16 protein-coding genes are annotated in these 19,587 nt (G+C 62.9%); 12 read left to right on the top strand and 4 right to left on the bottom strand.

Translation table 11 applies throughout. The features are described from left to right. Positions 1 to 2: 2 nt before the first annotated feature. A complete protein-coding gene (locus OKW98_RS17075; RefSeq protein ID WP_322114188.1) occupies positions 3 to 986 on the bottom strand; it encodes a LacI family DNA-binding transcriptional regulator in 984 nt (327 codons plus the stop codon). 938 nt (positions 987 to 1,924) lie between these two features. On the opposite strand from OKW98_RS17075, the gene OKW98_RS17070 reads away from it, so the two are divergent. The 8 genes from OKW98_RS17070 (at position 1,925) to OKW98_RS17035 (ending at position 11,216) form a co-directional block, all read left to right on the top strand. Further along, entirely contained in the window at positions 1,925 to 2,569 is a 645-nt protein-coding gene (locus tag OKW98_RS17070; protein ID WP_416148499.1) for a hypothetical protein, read from the top strand. A 261-nt stretch (positions 2,570 to 2,830) separates the two neighbouring features. Beyond that, entirely contained in the window at positions 2,831 to 3,751 is a 921-nt protein-coding gene (locus tag OKW98_RS17065; protein ID WP_265385829.1) for a DNA-3-methyladenine glycosylase family protein, read from the top strand. A 148-nt stretch (positions 3,752 to 3,899) separates the two neighbouring features. Continuing rightward, a complete protein-coding gene (locus OKW98_RS17060; protein WP_265385828.1) occupies positions 3,900 to 4,439 on the top strand; it encodes a methylated-DNA--[protein]-cysteine S-methyltransferase in 540 nt (179 codons plus the stop codon). Between the two features lie 84 nt (positions 4,440 to 4,523). Continuing rightward, positions 4,524 to 5,327 (top strand): isocitrate lyase/PEP mutase family protein, encoded by an 804-nt coding sequence (locus OKW98_RS17055; RefSeq protein ID WP_265385827.1) that lies wholly within the window; start codon positions 4,524 to 4,526, stop codon positions 5,325 to 5,327. Between the two features lie 121 nt (positions 5,328 to 5,448). After that, complete coding sequence (gene lexA / locus OKW98_RS17050; RefSeq protein WP_265385826.1) at positions 5,449 to 6,066, top strand: transcriptional repressor LexA; 618 nt, start codon at positions 5,449 to 5,451, stop codon at positions 6,064 to 6,066. Then, positions 6,066 to 6,683, top strand: a complete 618-nt coding sequence (gene imuA / locus OKW98_RS17045; protein ID WP_265389757.1) for a translesion DNA synthesis-associated protein ImuA — start codon at positions 6,066 to 6,068, stop codon at positions 6,681 to 6,683. The genes lexA and imuA overlap by 1 nt, the downstream gene beginning before the upstream one ends. A gap of 7 nt (positions 6,684 to 6,690) precedes the next feature. After that, entirely contained in the window at positions 6,691 to 8,118 is a 1,428-nt protein-coding gene (locus tag OKW98_RS17040; RefSeq protein WP_265385825.1) for a Y-family DNA polymerase, read from the top strand. Then, on the top strand, positions 8,115 to 11,216 hold the full coding sequence (locus OKW98_RS17035) for an error-prone DNA polymerase (protein ID WP_265385824.1): 3,102 nt from the start codon (positions 8,115 to 8,117) through the stop codon (positions 11,214 to 11,216). The genes OKW98_RS17040 and OKW98_RS17035 overlap by 4 nt, the downstream gene beginning before the upstream one ends. Positions 11,217 to 12,154: 938 nt before the next feature. Here OKW98_RS17035 and iolG read toward each other — a convergent pair. After that, entirely contained in the window at positions 12,155 to 13,153 is a 999-nt protein-coding gene (gene iolG / locus OKW98_RS17030; RefSeq protein WP_265385823.1) for an inositol 2-dehydrogenase, read from the bottom strand. A 58-nt stretch (positions 13,154 to 13,211) separates the two neighbouring features. Then, positions 13,212 to 14,237 (bottom strand): LacI family DNA-binding transcriptional regulator, encoded by a 1,026-nt coding sequence (locus tag OKW98_RS17025; protein ID WP_265385822.1) that lies wholly within the window; start codon positions 14,235 to 14,237, stop codon positions 13,212 to 13,214. A 217-nt stretch (positions 14,238 to 14,454) separates the two neighbouring features. Between OKW98_RS17025 and OKW98_RS17020 the strand changes: the two genes are divergently transcribed. Continuing rightward, positions 14,455 to 15,306 carry an urea carboxylase-associated family protein gene (locus tag OKW98_RS17020; RefSeq protein WP_265385821.1) on the top strand — a complete coding sequence of 284 codons (852 nt, stop codon included), beginning with the start codon at positions 14,455 to 14,457 and terminating at the stop codon, positions 15,304 to 15,306. Positions 15,307 to 15,360: 54 nt separating this feature from the next. Here the strand turns inward: OKW98_RS17020 and OKW98_RS17015 are convergent, their stop codons facing one another. After that, positions 15,361 to 15,762: a hypothetical protein gene (locus OKW98_RS17015; RefSeq protein ID WP_265385820.1), complete on the bottom strand. Its 402-nt coding sequence runs from the start codon at positions 15,760 to 15,762 to the stop codon at positions 15,361 to 15,363. Positions 15,763 to 16,063: 301 nt separating this feature from the next. Here OKW98_RS17015 and OKW98_RS17010 point away from each other — a divergent pair, with 301 nt between their 5' ends. From OKW98_RS17010 to OKW98_RS17000, 3 genes are all read left to right on the top strand, one after another. Then, positions 16,064 to 17,074, top strand: a complete 1,011-nt coding sequence (locus tag OKW98_RS17010) for a zinc-binding alcohol dehydrogenase family protein (protein WP_265385819.1) — start codon at positions 16,064 to 16,066, stop codon at positions 17,072 to 17,074. 11 nt (positions 17,075 to 17,085) lie between these two features. After that, on the top strand, positions 17,086 to 18,216 hold the full coding sequence (locus OKW98_RS17005) for a mannitol dehydrogenase family protein (RefSeq protein WP_265385818.1): 1,131 nt from the start codon (positions 17,086 to 17,088) through the stop codon (positions 18,214 to 18,216). A gap of 587 nt (positions 18,217 to 18,803) precedes the next feature. Then, positions 18,804 to 19,511 carry a FadR/GntR family transcriptional regulator gene (locus tag OKW98_RS17000; protein ID WP_265385817.1) on the top strand — a complete coding sequence of 236 codons (708 nt, stop codon included), beginning with the start codon at positions 18,804 to 18,806 and terminating at the stop codon, positions 19,509 to 19,511. Positions 19,512 to 19,587 lie beyond the last annotated feature (76 nt).

Below are 19,587 nucleotides of genomic sequence, written 5' to 3'. Positions count from 1 at the left end.
TGTCAGGTCTGTCGTCGGGTCGATCCGCGCGCGATCAACTGCGCGGGGAAGTCGTACAGACGCACCGGCTCCTGGTCGCCACGCAGTCGATTGAGCAGGCACTCGAAGGCGGTGATGCCCATTTCATGGGTGGGTTGCGCGAGCGATGTGATGCCGCTGCCGACCAGCGGGTACCAGTCCAGCTCGTCGAGGGCGATCAGGCCGATGTCGTTGAACAGGTGGCAGCCCAGTTCGTGCAGTTGGCGGGTGGTGATCAGGGTGGCGATGCCGTTGGCGGTGAACAGCGCTTTAGGGCCGGGGCCTTGTTGCACGAGGAAGTCGCGCAGCCGATCACGCAACGACTCGCCGGTCTCGCAGACCTGCCCACGCATGTCGGTTCGCTGGGCAATCTGGCCTTTGAACGCGTCGACCCGCTCGATTCGCGAACTGGTGCCGTCCTGGGGTTCGGTGACCATCAGCACGTCGCGATAGCCTGCTTCATGCAGATGGTCCAGCGCCTGCCGGATCGCGGCGACGTTATCCAGGCCGACGAGGTCGCTGTGCAGTTCATCGACCTTGCGGTCCACCAGCACCATCGGCAGTTCGCGGTGCAGTTCACGCAGTTCGTCCAGGTGATGGCCGAGGGTGTTCACGATCAGGCCTTCGATGTTGTACGAGCGAAGGGCCGCGAGGTGCAGGCGTTCCTGTTCGTCGTCGCGGTCGGTGTTGCACACGACGAGGCTGTAGCCGTGCTTGCGGCAGGCCGTTTCGACACCGTGCATGACGGCGATGGAGTAGGGGTTGCGGATGTCGGCGACGAGCATGCCGATCAGGCGGGTGCGGCCGCGTTTGAGGCCGCGGGCCATTTGATTGGGGCGGTAGCCAAGGGTGTCGATGGCGTGTTCGATGCGTTTGGCGATGGCGTCGGACAGCAGTTGGCGGTTATCGCCGATGAAGCGCGAGACGCTGGCCTTGGAGACGCCGGCGAGGTCGGCGACGTCGTTCATGGTGACGCGGGTGCGCGTCGGGATGGAGATGCTGTTCACGGCCTGGACCTTATTGGATTTATCAGCAGGCTTAATGGAGAGAGCTATTTGGCTCTGAAACCGGTTTCAGGAGACACCAGATTCGGGGTTGGCGTCAATAACGCTTTAAGAGCATCTGCCTAACGGCAGATATTTCGCCTTCGGCGAGTTACTTGGAAAAGCACCCCAAGTAACCAAGGGTGCTTGCTCTCGGTTGGGCCCGACTTCGTCGGGTTCCTTCACTCCGGTCTCGCTCCGTGGGCCCGCCGCCATCCGCCATCCATGGCGGGGGGCGGCTCTCGCGGCATCCATGCCGCTCGGCCCACTGCGCGAGACCTGCGTTCAGCCTGCACCCAAGTCGCGATGGGTGTCGTCTGGGCTTTTTGCGTAGGAAGATCAAGATCAAGAGCGGATCAAGAGCAGATCAAGAGCTTCCCGGCTGAAGCCGGTCCCACAATGTGTAAGCGGTGATTTTCTTGATGATCGTTCCCCACGCTCTGCGTGGGAATGCATCCCCCCGACGCTCCGCGTCACCGGTTTCACTGATGCAACGCGTGCTATTAGTGGGACCGGCTTTAGCCGGGAATGGACGCGGAGCGTCCTCGTATGCATACCCACGCAGAGCGTGGGCAGGATTAGAACTCGCTGAAGGCGAAACCCGAGGTCATTAGGCCGCCGCCCTATGTCATAAGGCCTTCAGTTGACCGTTCGGCGATTAATTCGGCAAATCAGGCGGTTGCGTGCAACCTCTTGAGCGTTTTCTGATCTGATGGGCATTCGTTATACGGAAATATTTGCTCGCCATACTGCACCGAGCCGCACGCTGACAAGGACGTTGCATCGGGCGTCATGCCCATCACGAGCCATCAGAATTCCATGCCGATATGAGCCTTTCAACGTCTCCCCTGTGGTCCCGCGCGATGCAGCGCATGACCTATTTTCTGTTGCCGACCCTGCTGATCGCTTCGGCGATTTTCTGGTTCGCCGCCGGTAAAGGCGTGCACGCCGAGGCGAAGAACGGCACCCAGACCCTGGTGTTTCTGCGCCACGCCGAGAAGCCCGAAAGCGGCCTGGGTCAGCTGAACTGCCAGGGCCTGAACCGCGCCATCGACCTGTCCACGGTGCTGCCTAACACGTTCGGCAAAGCCGACTTCATCTTCGCGGCGAACCCCAGCCGCCATGTTGAAGAGGGCGAGCACGATCATTCCTACAGCTACCTTCGCCCGCTCATGACCGTCGGCCCCAGCGCAATCAAACTGGGCCTGCCGGTCAATATCGACTTCGCCGCCAACGACACCGGTGATCTGGCCGATGAGCTGATGCGCGACAAATACCACGACGCCACCATCTACACCGCCTGGTCCCACGGTTACCTGCCGGAGCTGATCAACAAGGTCGCCGAGGAGGCGTCGGGCGAGAAGATAAAACTGGTCAAAGACTGGGTCGCCGAGGACTTCGACTCCGTGCTGGTGCTCACGCTCAAGTGGAACGACGGCAAAGCCACGCTGCAGTACGAAAACTACAAGCAGAACCTGGATGGCGGGGCAGTGGGCTGCCCGAGCTGATGGGCATCTCCGCGATGGCATTGTAGGACCGGCTTCAGCCGGGAATAGGCCACTTTGCTCACCCTCAATTTTGCGATGTGACGCCTGACGCTTTCCCGGCTAAAGCCGGTCCTACAGTTAGAACGCGATTCCATGTAGGACCGGCTTCAGCCGGGAAGAGGCCCGTCAGATCACCCGCAATCATGACTACCAGCCCGAAAGGTTTGTGCCCCTCCATTGATTACGCTAGCGTCAGCCGACCCTGACTGACGGCGGTTCCCCATGCTTCAATCTCTCCAACCCCTCGCCTCGCGCCTGATCCCTTTCCATTCGCCGTTCGACTGGCAGCGCATGCTGGATTTCTTCGCGGCGCGGATGACGGCGGGCGTGGAGGCGGTGGTCGGGGGCGTTTACATGCGCAACATCGAGTTCATGGGCAGCGAAGGTGCCTTGACGGTAGAACTGGCGGCGGACGGGCAGCACCTGCTGGCGACGGCCCACGGTGAGGTGAGCCGGCACATTGATGAGCTGATCGTGCCGGTTTCACACATGTTCGATCTGTACGCCGAACCTCAGGTCATCGACAAAGCCCTGTCACAGGACCCGTGGCTGGCATCGCTGGTGCAGCGTCGTCCGGGGCTGCGCGTCCCGGGGGCGTTTTCCGGATTCGAACTGGCGGTGCGCACGGTCGTCGGGCAGCAGGTCAGCGTCAAGGGTGCCACGACGATTGTCGGTCGCCTGGTGCAGCGCGCCGGGGTTCAGGTCAGCGAGGGGCTGCATGAACAATTGGCCTGGCGATTCCCGACGCCCGACGCCCTGGCGCAGGCGAACCTGGACAAGATCGGCATGCCCGGCAAGCGCGTCGACACCCTGCAGCGTCTCGCGGCGGCGGTGGCCTGTGGCGAGCTGTCCCTCGACGTCCGCCATGGCGACCTCGGCGATGTGCGGCGACAGTTGCTGGCCATGTCCGGCATCGGCCCCTGGACCGTGGAATACATCGCCATGCGCGCCTGGCGTGACCCGGACGCCTGGCCGGCCGCCGATCTGGTGCTGATGAATCTGATGACCCTGCAGGAGCCGACGCTGCTTCGCCTGCCGCAGCACAAGGCGCGGGCCGAAGGCTGGAAACCCTGGCGCGCCTACGCCGCGATGCACATCTGGAATTCCGCAGCGGATGCGGCGGGCAGGCAGAAGGGTGGCTGACCCAGGAGTTTGAGCGCAAGAACCGGGTGGTTCGTGCAGAGCGCGCGAGTAGTATGTCGGCATTCGACTCGCCCGAACCATCTCGGATCATCTCGGATGATCCAGGCGCGCTGTTACCCAGAACAAGAGTCAGAGCAGGAGCCAGACGATGACCTTCACCTACCGTTTCATCGACTCCCCGGTCGGTCAGTTGAAACTGATCGCCAAGGGCCCGCGTCTGGCGGCCGTGCTGTGGCAAAACGACCGCCCGAACCGCGTGCTGCTCGGGGCGATGAGTGAAGACGCCGGCAGCGATATCCTGGACCGGACCGAGCACCAGCTCGCTGAGTACTTCTCCGGACAGCGTCAGCGCTTCGAGCTTGAGCTCGAATTTCATGGCACTGAATTTCAGCAGAAAGTCTGGCAGGCCTTGCTGACTATTCCCTTCGGCGAAACCCGCAGTTATCTCGACATAGCCCTGCAGATCGGTAATCCCGCCGCCGTGCGCGCCGTCGGTGCCGCCAATGGCAAGAACCCGATTTCCATCATCGCCCCGTGCCACCGGGTGATCGGCAGCTCCGGTGCGCTGACCGGTTTTGCCGGTGGACTCGACGCCAAGCACCTGCTGCTGACGCTTGAGGGTTATCAGCCCGCACGGCGGGGCAAGCGCGTCATGGCGACGGCTTCGACCCAGGCGTCCCTGTTCTAGACTGGCGCACCCACCTACTCGTACACCCACACGCACACCCTAGAAGTCACAACTCGCACAGAAACCGAATCAATGGAGATGATCATGCCCGGTTCCGCTCAGACGTTTCGCTCACTGCACCACCAATCCACCGTTTTGCGCCTGCCCAATGCCTGGGATGCCGGCAGCGCTCGACTGTTCGAAAGCCTCGGCGCCACGGCCATCGCCACCACCAGCGCCGGGGTCGCCTGGGCGCAGGGGTATGCCGATGGCCGCGTGTTTCCGGTGGACATCGCGGTAAGCGCTGCGGCCAGCATCGCGCGGCTGATCAAGGTGCCGCTGTCAGTCGACATCGAAAACGGCTACTCGGACGACCCGCAGACCGTGGCGGAAAACGTTAAGCGGGTACTGGAGGTGGGCGCGGTGGGCATCAATCTGGAGGACGGTTCCGACGCGCCGGAGCTGCTCGCCCGCAAGATCGAGGCGATCAAAAGCATGGCCGCCAGCAACGGATTTGACGTTTTTATCAATGCCCGCACCGACGTTTACCTGGCGAGTCTGGTTGCTGAACATGCGCGCGTCGAAGAAAGCCTGAAACGCGGCCAGATGTACCGGGAGGCGGGTGCGGACGGCCTGTTCGTGGCGGCATTGGTGGATATCGAGCAAATCAAGACCGTCGTTGCAGGCGTCAATCTGCCCATCAATCTGTTGGCGCGGCAGGGACTGCCCGCCGCCGACGCGTTGGCCGCATTGGGCGTACGCCGTTTGAGCGCCGGGTCCACCATCACGCAGACCTTATGGGGTCAGGCCGAGCAACTGGCACGGGGATTTCTGCAGGAAGGGCGATCGGAAGCGGTCACCGAAGGCAGCCTGACCTATCCGCAGATCCAGGCGTTGTTTGAGCGCTAGAGAGCACTCATCGCAAGCAGTGAAACAAGGGGTGGCGATTCTCAGGATTCGCCGCTCTGTTACAAAATTAGCGGCGGGATCGACGAGAGGCGCTAGCTAGGTTTAGTCGGAAAGAGTACAAATGTGCTCCATGACGAACCTATCCCCCAAACGCGCTGCCATCCTCACGTTCATTCGTGACCGCATCGCCCAGAACGGCCAGCCTCCCAGCCTGGCTGAAATTTCCGAAGCCTTCGGTTTTGCTTCCCGCAGTGTCGCGCGCAAGCACATCGTGGCCCTCACTGATGCCGGTTTGATCGAGGTCGTCGCCAATCAGGCCCGCGGCATCCGCCTGGTGGACACCCGTCCCCGGCCGCAGATGCTCGACATCCCTGTGCTCGGTCGGGTGGCCGCCGGTGCGCCCATCGGGCCCGACCTCGACAATCACGATATCTTCACGCTGGACAGTCGCACCTTCATGCGCGTCCCGGATTACCTGTTGCGGGTGAGCGGGGATTCGATGATCGACGACGGCATCTTCGATGGCGATCTGGTGGGCATCCTGCAAAGCGCCGAAGCGCGCGACGGGCAGATCATCGTGGCCCGGCTGGACGGCGAAGTGACCATCAAGCGCCTGGAACGCGGCGATGATCAGCTGCGCTTGCTGCCGCGCAACCCTGCGTATCAACCGATCATCGTGCGGCCCGACCAGGACTTCGCCATCGAAGGCGTGTTCTGTGGCCTGGTGCGCCGGGAATGATGGGCGCGGTGGTCAGCCTAGACGCGCTGCTGGACGAGCGACGTGTCTGGAAGGGGCGGCAGCAGGTGGCTTCGGTGGCCGCCCAGCCCACCGGCCATGCGGCCCTCGACGCGGCGTTGCCCATGGGAGGCTGGCCCCCTGCGGCGATGACCGAAGTGCTGGTGGCGGCCAACGGCAGTGGCGAGTTGCGGCTGATGTGGCCGACCCTGGCGCGGCTCGCTGACAGCGGCGAACGCATCGTGCTGGTCGCGCCTCCCTATCTCCCCTATGCCCAGGCCTGGCAGATGGCGGGCATCGACCTGAGGCAGTTGTCGATCATCCACGCCAATGAGCGCGATGCCTTGTGGGCGGTCGAGCAATGCCTGCGATCGGGCAGTTGTGGCGCAGTGTTGTGCTGGCCCACCAAGGTTGATGACCGTGCCTTGCGTCGGTTGCAGGTGGCCGCCGAAACCGGTGAAACCCTGGCCTTTGCCTGTCGCGGGCATGAGGCAGCGGCCAATCCGTCTCCGGCCGCGCTGCGCATTGCCATTGACGCGCGCCCCAGTCAGTTGCGGGTGCTCAAGTGTCGCGGCGGGCTGGCGCCTTCTTGCCCCGTTCCGTTCACCGCTGACGCGTGAGGTTGCCATGCTCTGGGCCTGTGTCCTCCTGCCGCAGCTGGCGCTGGACGGCGTCATGCGTCGTCGCGAAAACCCTGAAGAACCGCTGGCGCTGATCAGCGGCACGGCGCAGCGCCGGGTGCTGCAGACGGTCAACCCGGCGGCCCGCGCGATGGGCTTGCGGGCCGGCCAGTCGTTGACGGCAGCTCACGCCATGACCCGAGAATTCGCCACCGTCGAATACGACCCGGACGAAACCGAGCGCTGGCATCGTCTGCTGGCGGCCTGGGCCTACCGTTTCAGTTCCCATGTCAGCCTCAAATACCCGCGCGTGCTGTTGATGGAGGTGGAATCCAGCTTCGGCCTGTTCGGACCGTGGCCGATGTTCGAGGCGCGAATGCGTCAGGAGCTGACCGAGCTGGGCTTTACCCACCGCATCGTCGCAGCGCCCAATCCGCTGGCGGCCCGCATGCTTGCCAACGGCCATGATGGTCTCGCCGTGACCGATGGCGACACGCTGCATGAGGTGCTGGCACAGATGCCGGTCAACCGCATCGGCCTGCCAACCGAGGTGGCCACCGCACTGGCGCGCATGGGGCTGCACCGCGTGCGACAGGTTCATGGGTTGCCCCGTGACACCCTGGCCCGGCGTTTTCCGGCAGCCGTGCTGCAACACCTAGACACCCTGTTCGGACGCAGGCCCATGGGGCTGGAGTGCTATGTGCCGCCGGACCGTTTCGATACCCGGATCGAGCTGAATTTTGACGTCGAGTCCCACCAGGCGCTGCTGTTCCCGCTCAAGCGCATGATTGCCGATCTGGCGGTGTTTCTGGCCGGGCGCGACAGCGGCGTGCAACGTTTCGTGATTCATCTGGAGCACGTGCCGATCGCGGGTAGTGTGGCGCCGGACACGCAGATTCCCGTCGGCCTGCTCAGCGCCGAGCGTGAAGCCAACATGTTGTTCGAACTGGCACGCGGGCGTCTGGAGCAAATCGAAGTGCCGTCGCCGGTTCGCGCGCTGAGGTTGCAGGCCAAGGATCTGCCGGCGTTCGTGCCCACCCACCGCGAACTGTTCGACGACCGTCCGCAGCAAACCATGCCCTGGGAGCAACTGCGCGAGCGCCTGCGTGCACGGCTTGGTGATGAAGCCGTGGCAGGCCTGGGTTTCAATGCCGACCATCGCCCGGAACACGCTTCGTTGCCCGCTTCCCCGAGCAAACCGCTGGCGCTGACCCATAAAGTGCCGCGCCCCGGCTGGCTGTTGTCTGTGCCCGAATTAATGACCGAGCCCGGCTTGCGTGTGCTGGCCGGGCCGGAGCGCATCGAGTCGGGCTGGTGGGATGGCGGCGACGTGCGTCGCGACTACTACCTCGTCGAAACCCGCAACGGCCAGCGTGGCTGGGCTTACCGCAGCGTTGGCGACAGCAGCCTGTTGCTGCACGGCTGGTTTGCATGAGCGGGGGATACGCCGAGCTGCATTGCCTGTCGAACTTCACCTTTCAGCGTGGGGCGTCGAGTGCAAAGGAGCTGTTCGAACGGGCAAAGCTTCACGGCTATCAAGCGCTGGCGATTACCGACGAATGCACCCTGGCGGGCATCGTGCGTGCGTGGCAGGCCGCGAAGGAATGTGAGCTGCCACTGATCATCGGCAGCGAAATCACCGTCGAGAACGGGCCGAAAATCGTCTTGCTGGTGGAGAATCTCGCCGGTTACCAGGCCTTGTGTCGCTTGATCACCCAAGGTCGGCGCCGCAGCAAGAAGGGTGAATACCGCTTGCTGCATGAGGACTTTCAGCCGCCGCTCTCGGGGCTTTTGGCGCTGTGGCTGCCCGATCTTGATCAGGACGTCCCGACACGGCGGGAACAAGGCATCTGGCTGCGCGGGATCTTTCAGCAGAACCTGTGGCTGAGCGTCGAGCTGCATTGCGGTCCCGATGACCGAAAGCGCCTCAACACCTTGCTCGGCATGGCGCGGGCCATGGCGATTCCTGCCGTCGCCAGTGGCGACGTGCACATGCACGCCCGCGGTCGTCGGGCGTTGCAGGACACCATGAGCGCTGTCCGCCATCACACCACCGTGGCGGAAGCAGGGCATCGGCTGTTTGCCAACGGCGAGCGGCATCTGCGGCCGTTGTCGGTACTGAGCGAGGTTTACCCGGCGAGCCTGCTGATTGAAACCGTGAAGATCGCCCGGCGCTGCACCTTCGACCTCAGTGAGTTGCGCTACGAATACCCCCATGAACTGGTGCCACCTGACCAGTCCCCCAGCAGCTGGCTGCGGCATCTGACCGAACAGGGCGCGGGCCGTCGCTGGCCTCAGGGCGTGCCGGAGGTCGCCCGCAGCAACATCGAAAAAGAGCTGAAGGTCATCGCGGCCAAGCGGTACGAGAGTTACTTCCTCACGGTGCATGACATCGTCAGCTTCGCCCGCGAGCAGCACATCCTCTGCCAGGGCCGTGGCTCGGCGGCCAACTCCACGGTGTGTTTCGCCCTGGGCATCACCGAGCTGGACCCATCAAAAAGCAACCTGCTGTTCGAGCGTTTCATCTCCGAAGAACGCGACGAGCCCCCGGACATCGATGTCGATTTCGAGCACGAACGGCGCGAGGAAGTGCTGCAATACGTGTTCCGTCGATATGGCCGGGGCAGGGCAGCGCTCACCGCCGTTGCCAGTACGTACCACGGTGCGGGGGCCGTCCGGGATGTGGCCCGCGTCCTCGGTTTGCCGCCCGACCAGATAAACGCCCTGGCCGACTGCTTCAGCCGCTGGAGCGACAGCATGCCGCCCGCCGAACGCCTGCGCGAATGTGGTTTTGAACCTGACAGCCTGACTCTGCGCCGGGTGCTGACACTCACCGGCGAACTCATCGGCTTCCCCCGGCATCTGTCCCAGCACCCCGGCGGCTTTGTGATTTCCGAGCACCCGCTGGAAACCCTGGTGCCCGTGGAAAACGCCGCTATGGCCGACCGCACCATCATTCAATGGGACAAGGACGACCTCGATCTGGTGGGCCTGCTCAAGGTCGATATTCTGGCGTTGGGCATGCTCAGCGCGCTGCGCCGGACCTTCGATCTGGTCAGGGGTTATCGCGGTTACGACCTGACCCTCGCGACCATCCCCGCCGAGGACAAACCGACCTACGACATGATCACCCGGGCCGACACCATCGGCGTGTTCCAGATCGAGTCACGGGCGCAGATGTCCATGCTGCCGCGGTTGAAGCCCAGCACGTTCTACGACCTGGTGATCGAGGTGGCCATCGTCCGGCCCGGGCCGATTCAGGGCGGCATGGTGCATCCGTACCTGCGCCGCAAGAACGGCGAAGAGGCAGTGACGTACCCCTCCGACGAACTGAAAGTGGTATTTGAGCGCACCCTGGGCGTGCCGCTGTTTCAGGAGCAGGTCATGCAACTGGCGATTGTCGCCGCCGATTATTCCCCCGGCGAGGCGGACCAGTTGCGCCGTTCCATGGCGGCCTGGAAACGCCATGGCGGTCTCGAGCCCCATCGCATCCGCCTCAGCGAGCGCATGAAAGAAAAGGGCTACCCGGACGAGTTCATCCAGCGCATTTTCGAGCAGATCAAGGGCTTCGGCAGTTATGGTTTCCCGGAATCCCACGCCGCCAGCTTCGCCTTGCTGACCTACGCCAGTTGCTGGCTCAAATGCCACGAGCCGGCGGCCTTTACCTGCGCGCTGATCAACAGCTGGCCCATGGGCTTTTACAGCCCGGACCAGTTGCTGCAGGACGCCCGGCGCCACCAGATCGACGTGCACCCGGTGGACGTGCGACACAGCGACTGGGACTGTTCGCTGGAACCGGTGGCCGGCCGGGAATACAACCAGAACCTCGCGATCCGCATGGGCCTGCGCATCATTCGCGGCTTTCGCGAGGAGGACGCCAAGCGCATCGAACAGGCGCGTGGCGTACGTGATTTCAAAGACGTGGCCGACCTGTGCATTCGTGCCGAACTGGACAATAGGGCCCGTGCTGCGCTGGCGGATTCCGGTGCGCTGCGGGGGCTGGTGGGGCATCGGCATCGGGCGCGCTGGGAGATCGCCGGTGTCGAGATGCAACGGCCGCTATTCGGCGACGACTGTTTTGGCGAAGAGGCCCAGGTCGCGCTGCCACTGCCGAGTGTCGCCCAAGATCTTGCGGCGGACTACGACACCCTCGGCACCACGCTCGGCCCGCACCCGCTGGCCCTCCTGCGCCCTAAACTCGCTGCGAAGCGTTTTCGCAGTTCAAAGGATTTGCTGGATGAAGAGCACGGCCGAAGCTTCAGCGTCGCCGGGCTTGTCGTCGGTCGACAACGCCCCGGCACCGCCAGCGGCGTGACCTTTGTGACCCTGGAAGACGAACACGGCATGATCAACGTCGTGGTCTGGCGTGATCTGGCCGAGCGCCAACGCAAGGTGTTGGTGGGGTCGCAGTTGATGCAGGTGTTCGGCAAGTTCGAATTCCAGAAGGGCGTGCGCCACGTCATCGCCCAGCGATTGTTCGACCTCACGCCGATGCTCACCGGGCTCGACGTGCGCAGTCGGGATTTCAAGTGAGTCAAAGGGCATGTGGCGGTCCGCTCACCACGTGAGATCAGTCCCGGGCCGATCGCGCGGATGTGACTGACCACAACCACTCTGTAGCAGCCGGCTTGCTGGCGAACTCATTTGGTCAGTCAACACTGCTGCGGTTGACATGCCGGGTTCGCCAGCAAGCCTTCTCAGACTGGCCAGTGCTGCAAAATTGATGGCGTTTGCGCTGGCCTCTTCCCGGCTGAAGCCGGTCCCACTGGATGTCCTCGATTTCACCGTAGGAGCCGGCTTGCTGGCGAAGGCGGCCTTTCATTCAACACTGCAGTGAGTGGCCAGACCGGTTCGCCAGCAAGCCTTCTCAGACTGGCCAGTGCTGCAAAATTGATGGCGTTTGCGCTGGCCTCTTCCCGGCTGAAGCCGGTCCCACTGGATGCCCTCGATTTCACCGTAGTAGCCGGCTTGCTGGCGAAGGCGGCCTTTCATTCAAGACTGCAGTGAGTGGCGGGACCGGTTCGTCAGCAAGCCTTCTCAGACTGGCCAGTGCTGCAAAATTGATGGCGTTTGCGCTGGCCTCTTCCCGGCTGAAGCCGGTCCCACTGGATGTCCTCGATTTCACCGTAGGAGCCGGCTTGCTGGCGAAGGCGGCCCTTCATTCAACACCGCAGTGAGTGGCGGGACCGGTTCGCCAGCAAGCCGTCTCAGACTGGCCAGTGCTGCAAAATTGATGGCGTTTGCGCTGGCCTCTTCCCGGCTGAAGCCGGTCCCACTGGATGTCCTCGATTTCACCGTAGGAGCCGGCTTGCTGGCGAAGGCGGCCTTTCATTCAACACTGCAGGGAGTGGCCAGACCGGTTCGGCAGCAAGCCGGCTCCTACGGGTTATGCACCGTGGTTGAAGTACGCTGGCCGTCTGCTACGGCCCCTCATGCCCGTACCCAGAAACGGGCCCTGAACACCTTGGGACTCAGATATCCACCTTCACAGCCCGCCCGGTCTTGATCGACTCGATGGCGCAGTTGGCCAGATGCAAGGCTCGCAAGCCGTCCCGGGCGTTGGTCGGCAAGGTTTCGTTGCTGCGCACCGCGTCGATGAACTGGTTCAGCTCGATGCGATACGACGCGGCGTAGCGTTCGAGGAAGAAATTCTCCAGCGGCTCGCGCACTTCTGTTTGCGTGGCGCTGTAGCTGCGCACGGTGCTCGGGCGATGGTTGTCGTTGAGGATCATCCCCTTGGAACCGAACACCTCCAGGCGCTGGTCGTAGCCATACACGGCTTCGCGGCAGCAATTGATGTGGCACTGCTTGCCCGACGCGGTGCGCAGCAGGACCATCACGCTGTCGTAGTCGTCGATCTGCGCCAGTGCGGGCTCCACGAGGCGGCTGGCGATGGCGATGACTTCGATGGGTTCCTCGCCGAGCAGCGTGCGCGCGGTGTCGAAGTCATGGATGGTCATGTCGCGGAAGATGCCGCCGGAATGGGTCAGGTATTCCACCGGCGCCAACCCAGGATCCCGGCTGGTGATGACCACCTGGCGCACCTCGCCGACGTCACCGCGGGCAATGGCTTTGCGCATCTGCAGGGTGTCCGGGTCAAAACGGCGGTTGAACCCGAGCATCACCTTGCCATTCAGGCGCTCGATCTCTTCCACCGCGCGGGCGGCTTTGGCGAAATCCAGGTCAATGGGTTTCTCGCACAGCACCGGTTTGCCCAGCTTTACCGCCCGCAGCATCAGGTCGATGTGGGTGTCGGTCGGCGTGCCGATGACAATCGCATCCACATCGTCCCGGGCAATGGCTTCGGCGCAATCGTAGGCCGCGGCGCAACCCAGCTTGCCAGCCAGGGTGTCGACGCCTTCGCGCCATGGGTCAGCGATCACCGTCAGTTGCACGTTAGGGTTAGCGGCCACGTTGGCCGCGTGAATGTTGGCGATACGGCCTGCGCCGAGGACAGCAATGCGTAGCATGGGTGGATCTCCGGGATTGTTGTTATGGGGTGATCGGCGTAACGGGTGCGGCTGCACATCAGTGGGTCAGGTTGAACGGCGTGACCACCTGTACGTGGGAAACGGGCATCGGCACCGCCTTCCACAGGCGATGAAACTGCAGGATGTGCACAAACGCGTTGCGCGCGTCGGTTTGCAAGTTGTGATCGATGATCGCGGCAATCTTTTCCTCCGCCAGCAGTTGCCGGTTTTCCTGATCGAGGTCGTGCCCGATGAACACATCCAGGGGCCGATTGAGTGCGGCGAAGGCGTCGACGATCGCGCGGTTGCCGCCGCCGACGCTGTAAATGGCTTTGATCGACGGGTTGTCCTGCAACGCTCTGGTCACCTTTTCGAAGGTCGGCTCATGCACGCCGAACCCTCCGGTGACGTCGACGACGCGCAGATGGGCCGCACGGCTGCGCAGCCAGGTGCGGAAACCCATCTCCCGCTCTTCCTCGCCACGAAACAGCTCACTGCTGATCACCACGGCCACGTCTTGGGCGGCATGGTCGAGCCAGCGCGACATCAGGTACGCCGCCGTTTGCCCGGCGGTGCGATTGTCCATGCCGATGTAACCGATGCGCTCACTCTGGGGCAGATCGGAAACAAACGTCACCACCGGCACACCCGCCGCCGTGGCCTGATTCACCGCTTCGTTGATCGGCAACTCATCTGCAGCTTTGATGATCAGCCCCTGACTGCCTTTGCCGACGCAACGCAGAATCAGGTCGTGCATCTGCTGCGGGCCGATGGCCTGATACAGGTGAAAGCGCGGAAAGATACGAAACGGCGCGAGACTGCCGAGCTGCGCGAGAATCGCCTCCTGCACCGCGTCGCTGAAGCGTTTGGGTGTGTGCAGGATAACGTCGATGTGGAAGGTGCGGCCCACCGCAGGCCCGGACTTTTCCTGGGCTTCGAGTTCTTCGAGGGCTTGATGAATGCGGCGGTGGGTCTGGTGATGCACGCTGCCGCGCTGATGCAGGACGCGATCAACCGTTGCCTTGCTCACGCCGGCCTGGGTTGCGATCTGCTTGATGGAAAAACGTCTGGCGCGTTCGAGCATGTGAATCCCCTGAAGCCTCTCGGTGAGGTCTTGTTGAGGTCGATTCGGGGCCTCGGTGAGGCTGTCGCAATGCTAATCGCTGTTCTATTACTTGTACAGATGGAAATTAAATTCCAAATCCGAGATTGTTGATCTGCGTGTTGAACGACTCAAAGCCCTTGGCACGGGCTGTGCTGTGCTCAATGTGTCAGATGAAAATCATTCGCCAGGAGCACCCATGTACAAAGACTATCCCGCTGCGTATCAGGTCAGCAAAGGCTCGGCCCTGCAGGTCGACACGGCGTTTTACCAACGCATCCGCGAGGCCCGGGAAAGCCGCACGCTGGTCGAGCAGTTCGAAGTGCCAGTCCGCACCGGTCGGGCGTGGAAGGTCAAGGCCGGTCAGGTGTTCCGCGTGACCACCCCGGTGGGTCCGCAAGTGGGCGACTTCAATGTCTGGAGCGCCGATGATCCGCGCGAGAGGATGTGGGCTGCGCGCACCCGGCAATTGCAGGGCGCGCACGTCACGACCCATGACCGGTTGTGGTCGAATCTGCCGTTCCTGCGGCCGATGGTCACCATCACCGACGACAGCCTCGCCAGTTACGGCATCGACGAACACGGCGGTCGACTGCATGACCTGCTCGGCACCCGCTGTGATCCCTACGTCAACAAGATGCTCACCGGCGAGGACTTTCACCACCACTGCCATTCGAATCTGACCCGTGCCGTGTTGCCCCATGGCCTGACCGAATTTGACGTGCACGATGTGCTGAACATCTTCCAGTGCACCGGCTTGAACCACGACGACCTGTATTTCATGAAAGCCTGCCCGGCAAAACAAGGGGATTACCTTGAGTTCTTCGCCGAGATCGACCTGCTCTGCGCATTGTCGACATGCCCCGGGGGCGATCTTTCATTGCCGATGTGGGGCCCGGACGCCCAGGACCCCCTGACCGTGTGCCGGCCGCTGGGCGTCGAGATCTACGACATTGATCCGACGCTGCTGCAAGGCTGGGAGCAGCCCAAACGAGCGGCGTACAACGGTTTGCACGGATTGAAGATCGACAAGGCGGACTGGGAGAAGTAAGGCCGGACTTTTTGTGGTGTTTCAGTGAGAGGTCTCGCAGCCATCTCAACGCCTTCAGGCATCCCGAAACAAGTCGTGGGCGTTGAGCAGGCGCCAGGCGATTTCGGGGTTCTTTTCGAGGCCCCGGCGGATGGCGGCGGGGATGGCAGCGCGGGTCTTGCGGCACATGCCGGGCAGCTCGGCGATGTCGATGACCATGCCGCGCATGGTGCGCACTTCATTGAAGCCGGGGCCGATGTCCAGGCGGATGCCCAACTGGTCGAACATCCGCTGTTGCAGGCGCTGCAGATCTTCCAGCGTGGCGATATTTTCCAGACGCTCAAGCAGGCGCTTCTCTTCCTGACGGGTCAGGCGAAGGATGCGCATGTCCGCCCCGTCCAGCGCCAACAGTCGTTCGCGGTCGCATTGACAGGCGCCGGGCGGGCAGGGCGTGCGGATCGGCAATGGGGAAGTCATGGGCTGCGATCATAACCATGGGCTGCGGGGATTTATAGCCGTGGCACGGGCGATCGTGCTGAAAGCTCGAATGGCTAGTTTGGTAAGGCCAATATCATAATTATTTAATTGGTCTTGCCAATGACCGGGCGGCTGTGTAGTTTTTTCCTGCAGCGCCGCACGTGTCATCGCCCAAGCCACTGCAACGGCGGCCCGCGCTTCCAGAATCCATCCGTCACCTCACAACAACAAGATCACTGCCCGGTAACCGGCGGCTCTGGCCGTTTCAGCGATGCCGGCATGCCTGGTCTGGAGAGAGAAGATGCTCACCGTCGTCTGCGAAAAACCCGGTTCCCTGCTGGCCCTCGACCGTCCGAAACCCGAACGCGCACCCGGCGAGACGCTGGTCCGCATCAAACGGGTCGGGGTCTGTGGCACTGATCTGCATATCTTCAACGGCAATCAGCCGTTTCTCGAATACCCTCGGGTCATGGGCCACGAGTTCTCCGGCATTGTTGAGCAAAGTGAGGCGGGCAGCGGGCTGGAAGCCGGCGACGTGGTGTATGTCATGCCGTACCTGTCCTGTGGCGACTGCATCGCCTGTCGTCAGGGCAAGACCAATTGCTGCGTACGCATTCAAGTGCTGGGCGTCCACCGCGACGGCGCGTTCACCGAATACCTGAGCCTGCCCCACGGCTTCGTGCTCAAGGCCGACGGGGTCACGCTGGATCAGGCGGCCATGATCGAATTTCTGTCCATTGGCGCCCACGCGGTGCGTCGCTCGGACGTGCAATCCGGCCAGCGCGCGCTGGTGGTCGGCACTGGTCCGATAGGCATGGCCGTGGCGATTTTCTCCCGCCTGCGGGGAGCGAAAGTCACTGTGCTCGATACTCGCGAGGACCGCCTGGCGTTTTGCAAGCAGCACCTGCAGATCGACTCGGCCGTGCTGATCGGGGAGGACGACAAACAGCAACTGGAGCAACTGACTCAGGGCGAATTCTTCGATGTGGTGTACGACGCCACCGGCAACGCCAAGGCCATGGAGCGCGGTTTCGAATTCATCGCCCACGGCGGCAAATACGTGCTGGTGTCCATCGTTCGCGACACCATCAGCTTCTCCGACCCCGAATTTCACAAGCGCGAAGCGACGTTGATGGGCAGCCGTAACGCCACCGTCGAAGACTTTCGCTACGTCGAGCAGTGCCTGCGCGACGGCCTGATCCCTGACGCCGCGCTCAACACCCATCGCATGGCCCTGAGCGAAGTGACCGAGCGCTTCACCACGCTGCTCGACCCTGCGCAGCGGGTCGTCAAAGCCATCGTCGAATGCTAGGAGGCGCGGGCATGCATGCAACCCCGTTCACCCCGATCCTGCAGTTCGGCACCAGCCGCTTTCTTCAGGCCCATGCCGACTTGTTCATTTCCCAGGCCCTTGAGAAGGGCGAAGCGCTGGGCAGAATCACCGTTGTGCAAACCACTGGCAGCGCCGACAGTGCCCAGAGGGTTGCGGCGCTGGCCGGTGGCACGGGTTATCCGGTGCGCATCCAGGGCACGGAAAACGGTTGCACGGTGGATGAAGAGCATTGGTCGACATCGATTGCCGGCGCGCTGCAAGCCGGCCCCGACTGGGCGTTGATTCGTCAGGGGATACGGCACGACGTACAGGTGGTGATTTCCAACACCGGTGATAAAGGCTACGTGCTGGACGCGGCCGACACGGCGTCTTGCCTGGCTGCCGAGGCGCCGACACCCCACAGTTTTCCGGCGAAACTGCTGGTCTTGCTCCATGACCGCTGGCAGGCGAATCCTGAGACGCCGTTGTCGCTGTTCCCCTGTGAGCTGGTGTCGCGCAATGGCGATGTGCTGCGCGACCTGATCATTGAGCTGGCGGCGGCGTGGGGCATCGACGCCGGCTTTGCGCACTATCTGCGAGGCACCTGTCGCTGGGCGAATTCGTTGGTCGATCGCATCGTCTCGCAGCCCATCCAGCCTGTGGGCGCCATCGCCGAGCCGTACGCCATCTGGGCGATTGAGCGTCAGCCGGGGCTGGTGCTGCCGTGTACGCACCCTTGCGTGGTGGTGACGGATGAGCTGGAACAGTACGAGCAGTTCAAGTTGTTCATGCTCAATCTCGGGCACACTTGGCTGGCCGAGCGTTGGTTGAAGGATGGCCGGCCTGAGGGTGAAACGGTGATTCAGGCGATGAATGATCCGCGGCTGCGCGGGAGCCTGGAGGATCTGTGGGAGCGTGAGGTGCTGCCAGTGTTTGCGGCGAAGGGGCAAATGGACCAGGCGCGGGATTATGTGGGCAGCGTACGCGACCGCTTCCTGAACCCGTTCTTGCAGCACCGGATTGCCGACATCGCGCAGAACCACGAGGAGAAGAAACGCCGCAGGTTCTTGCCGGTGGTGGAGATGGGGCGGGGGATTACGGGGTTGGAGCAGCCGAAGCTTGAGGGTGCGTTGGCGGATTGATTCCCGGCTGAAGCCGGTCCCACTGACACATCGCGTGCATCCATTGGGACTGGCTGAACTCCAATTGTAGGACCGGCTTTAGCCGGGAAGGCGTAAGTGGGTGCACCCAACATTGCGAGTGCTCACACCGGCCATTTCCCGGCTAAAGCCGGTCCCACTAAAACACGGCGTGCATCCAGTGGTGTGCCGCCCGAGACGCTCCGCGTCAATCAAACTGACACACCGCGCCTTAGATAGTGGGACCGGCTTTAGCCGGGAAGGCGTCGGTGGGTACACCACAACATTGAGGGTGAACGCACTGGCCTCTTCCCGGCTAAAGCCGGTCCCACTAAAACACTGCGTGCATCCAATGGTGTGCCGCCCGAGACGCTCCGCGTCAATCAAACTGACACACCGCGCACTTAATAGTGGGACCGGCTTTAGCCGGGAAGGCGTCGGTGGTCACACCACAACATTGAGGGTGAACGCACTGGCCTCTTCCCGGCTAAAACACCGCGCGAATCCAGTGGCGACCGCGTCCATGGCCACGCCACAAGGCGCCTCAACGCCTGTGATATCCTCCGGCGCATCCTGATGGAACGTGATTGATGACCGCGCCAAGCCCTGCACCCGAACGCCGCCTTTACCAGATCACCGCCGACCGATTGCGCGAGCACATCCGCAAGCATGGCATCGCCCCCGGCGCGCGGCTGCCGCCCGAGCGCGATCTGGCGCAGTTGCTCGGCGTCTCTCGGCCTTCCTTGCGCGAAGCCCTGATCGCCCTGGAAATCGAAGGCAGCGTCGAGATTCGCATGGGGTCCGGCATCTACGTCTGTGAGCACCTGCTGGGCGTCAAAGGCAAAACCCGCACGCTGGGGGAGAGCCCGTCCGAGCTGATGCAGGCCCGGGCGTTGATCGAAGGTGAGAGCGTGATGCTGGCCTGTCTGCACGGCAGCAAGGCGGATTTTCGCTACCTGCAGGGGTGCATCGACAAGATGCGCGAAGGTGCGCTCAAAGGTGTGCCGGCGCTGGATGACGACCGCAAATTCCACCAGCGGCTCGCGAAAATGAGCGGTAACTCGACCCTGGTGCGCATCATCACCTCGTTGTTCGAAGAGCGTTACAGCCCGCTCACCGCCCACGTCAGCGAACACTCCGAAACCAGCGAAACCTGGGCCATGGCCGTTGCCGAGCACGAAGCCATCCTCCACGCCGTCCAGACCCGCGACCTGATCGGCGCCCAGACCGCCATGCGCGAACACCTGCGCCGGTCAGAAGCGCGCTGGCTGGACGGGATGGATGCGGAGTTGCGTTAGAGCGAGTGGCTTCGGCGAATCCCTTGGCGCTTCGTGACACCCCAGACGCCTGCGCCCTTTGGCTTAACGCTAAATC

Origin of the sequence: Pseudomonas sp. KU26590, from assembly GCF_026153515.1 — a bacterium.
Lineage (GTDB): Bacteria > Pseudomonadota > Gammaproteobacteria > Pseudomonadales > Pseudomonadaceae > Aquipseudomonas.
Note: the sequence above shows the minus strand (reverse complement) of the source record. Positions and strands in the feature narration are given on the sequence as shown.

Excerpts from the sequence above, each read along its gene's own strand:
- OKW98_RS17075 (WP_322114188.1), bottom strand. The coding sequence starts at position 986 with ATGAACGACGTCGCCGACCTCGCCGGCGTCTCCAAGGCCAGCGTCTCG.
- OKW98_RS17070 (WP_416148499.1), top strand. The coding sequence starts at position 1,925 with ATGCAGCGCATGACCTATTTTCTGTTGCCGACCCTGCTGATCGCTTCG.
- OKW98_RS17065 (WP_265385829.1), top strand. The coding sequence starts at position 2,831 with ATGCTTCAATCTCTCCAACCCCTCGCCTCGCGCCTGATCCCTTTCCAT.
- OKW98_RS17060 (WP_265385828.1), top strand. The coding sequence starts at position 3,900 with ATGACCTTCACCTACCGTTTCATCGACTCCCCGGTCGGTCAGTTGAAA.
- OKW98_RS17055 (WP_265385827.1), top strand. The coding sequence starts at position 4,524 with ATGCCCGGTTCCGCTCAGACGTTTCGCTCACTGCACCACCAATCCACC.
- lexA (WP_265385826.1), top strand. The coding sequence starts at position 5,449 with ATGTGCTCCATGACGAACCTATCCCCCAAACGCGCTGCCATCCTCACG.
- imuA (WP_265389757.1), top strand. The coding sequence starts at position 6,066 with ATGGGCGCGGTGGTCAGCCTAGACGCGCTGCTGGACGAGCGACGTGTC.
- OKW98_RS17040 (WP_265385825.1), top strand. The coding sequence starts at position 6,691 with ATGCTCTGGGCCTGTGTCCTCCTGCCGCAGCTGGCGCTGGACGGCGTC.
- OKW98_RS17035 (WP_265385824.1), top strand. The coding sequence starts at position 8,115 with ATGAGCGGGGGATACGCCGAGCTGCATTGCCTGTCGAACTTCACCTTT.
- iolG (WP_265385823.1), bottom strand. The coding sequence starts at position 13,153 with ATGCTACGCATTGCTGTCCTCGGCGCAGGCCGTATCGCCAACATTCAC.
- OKW98_RS17025 (WP_265385822.1), bottom strand. The coding sequence starts at position 14,237 with ATGCTCGAACGCGCCAGACGTTTTTCCATCAAGCAGATCGCAACCCAG.
- OKW98_RS17020 (WP_265385821.1), top strand. The coding sequence starts at position 14,455 with ATGTACAAAGACTATCCCGCTGCGTATCAGGTCAGCAAAGGCTCGGCC.
- OKW98_RS17015 (WP_265385820.1), bottom strand. The coding sequence starts at position 15,762 with ATGACTTCCCCATTGCCGATCCGCACGCCCTGCCCGCCCGGCGCCTGT.
- OKW98_RS17010 (WP_265385819.1), top strand. The coding sequence starts at position 16,064 with ATGCTCACCGTCGTCTGCGAAAAACCCGGTTCCCTGCTGGCCCTCGAC.
- OKW98_RS17005 (WP_265385818.1), top strand. The coding sequence starts at position 17,086 with ATGCATGCAACCCCGTTCACCCCGATCCTGCAGTTCGGCACCAGCCGC.
- OKW98_RS17000 (WP_265385817.1), top strand. The coding sequence starts at position 18,804 with ATGACCGCGCCAAGCCCTGCACCCGAACGCCGCCTTTACCAGATCACC.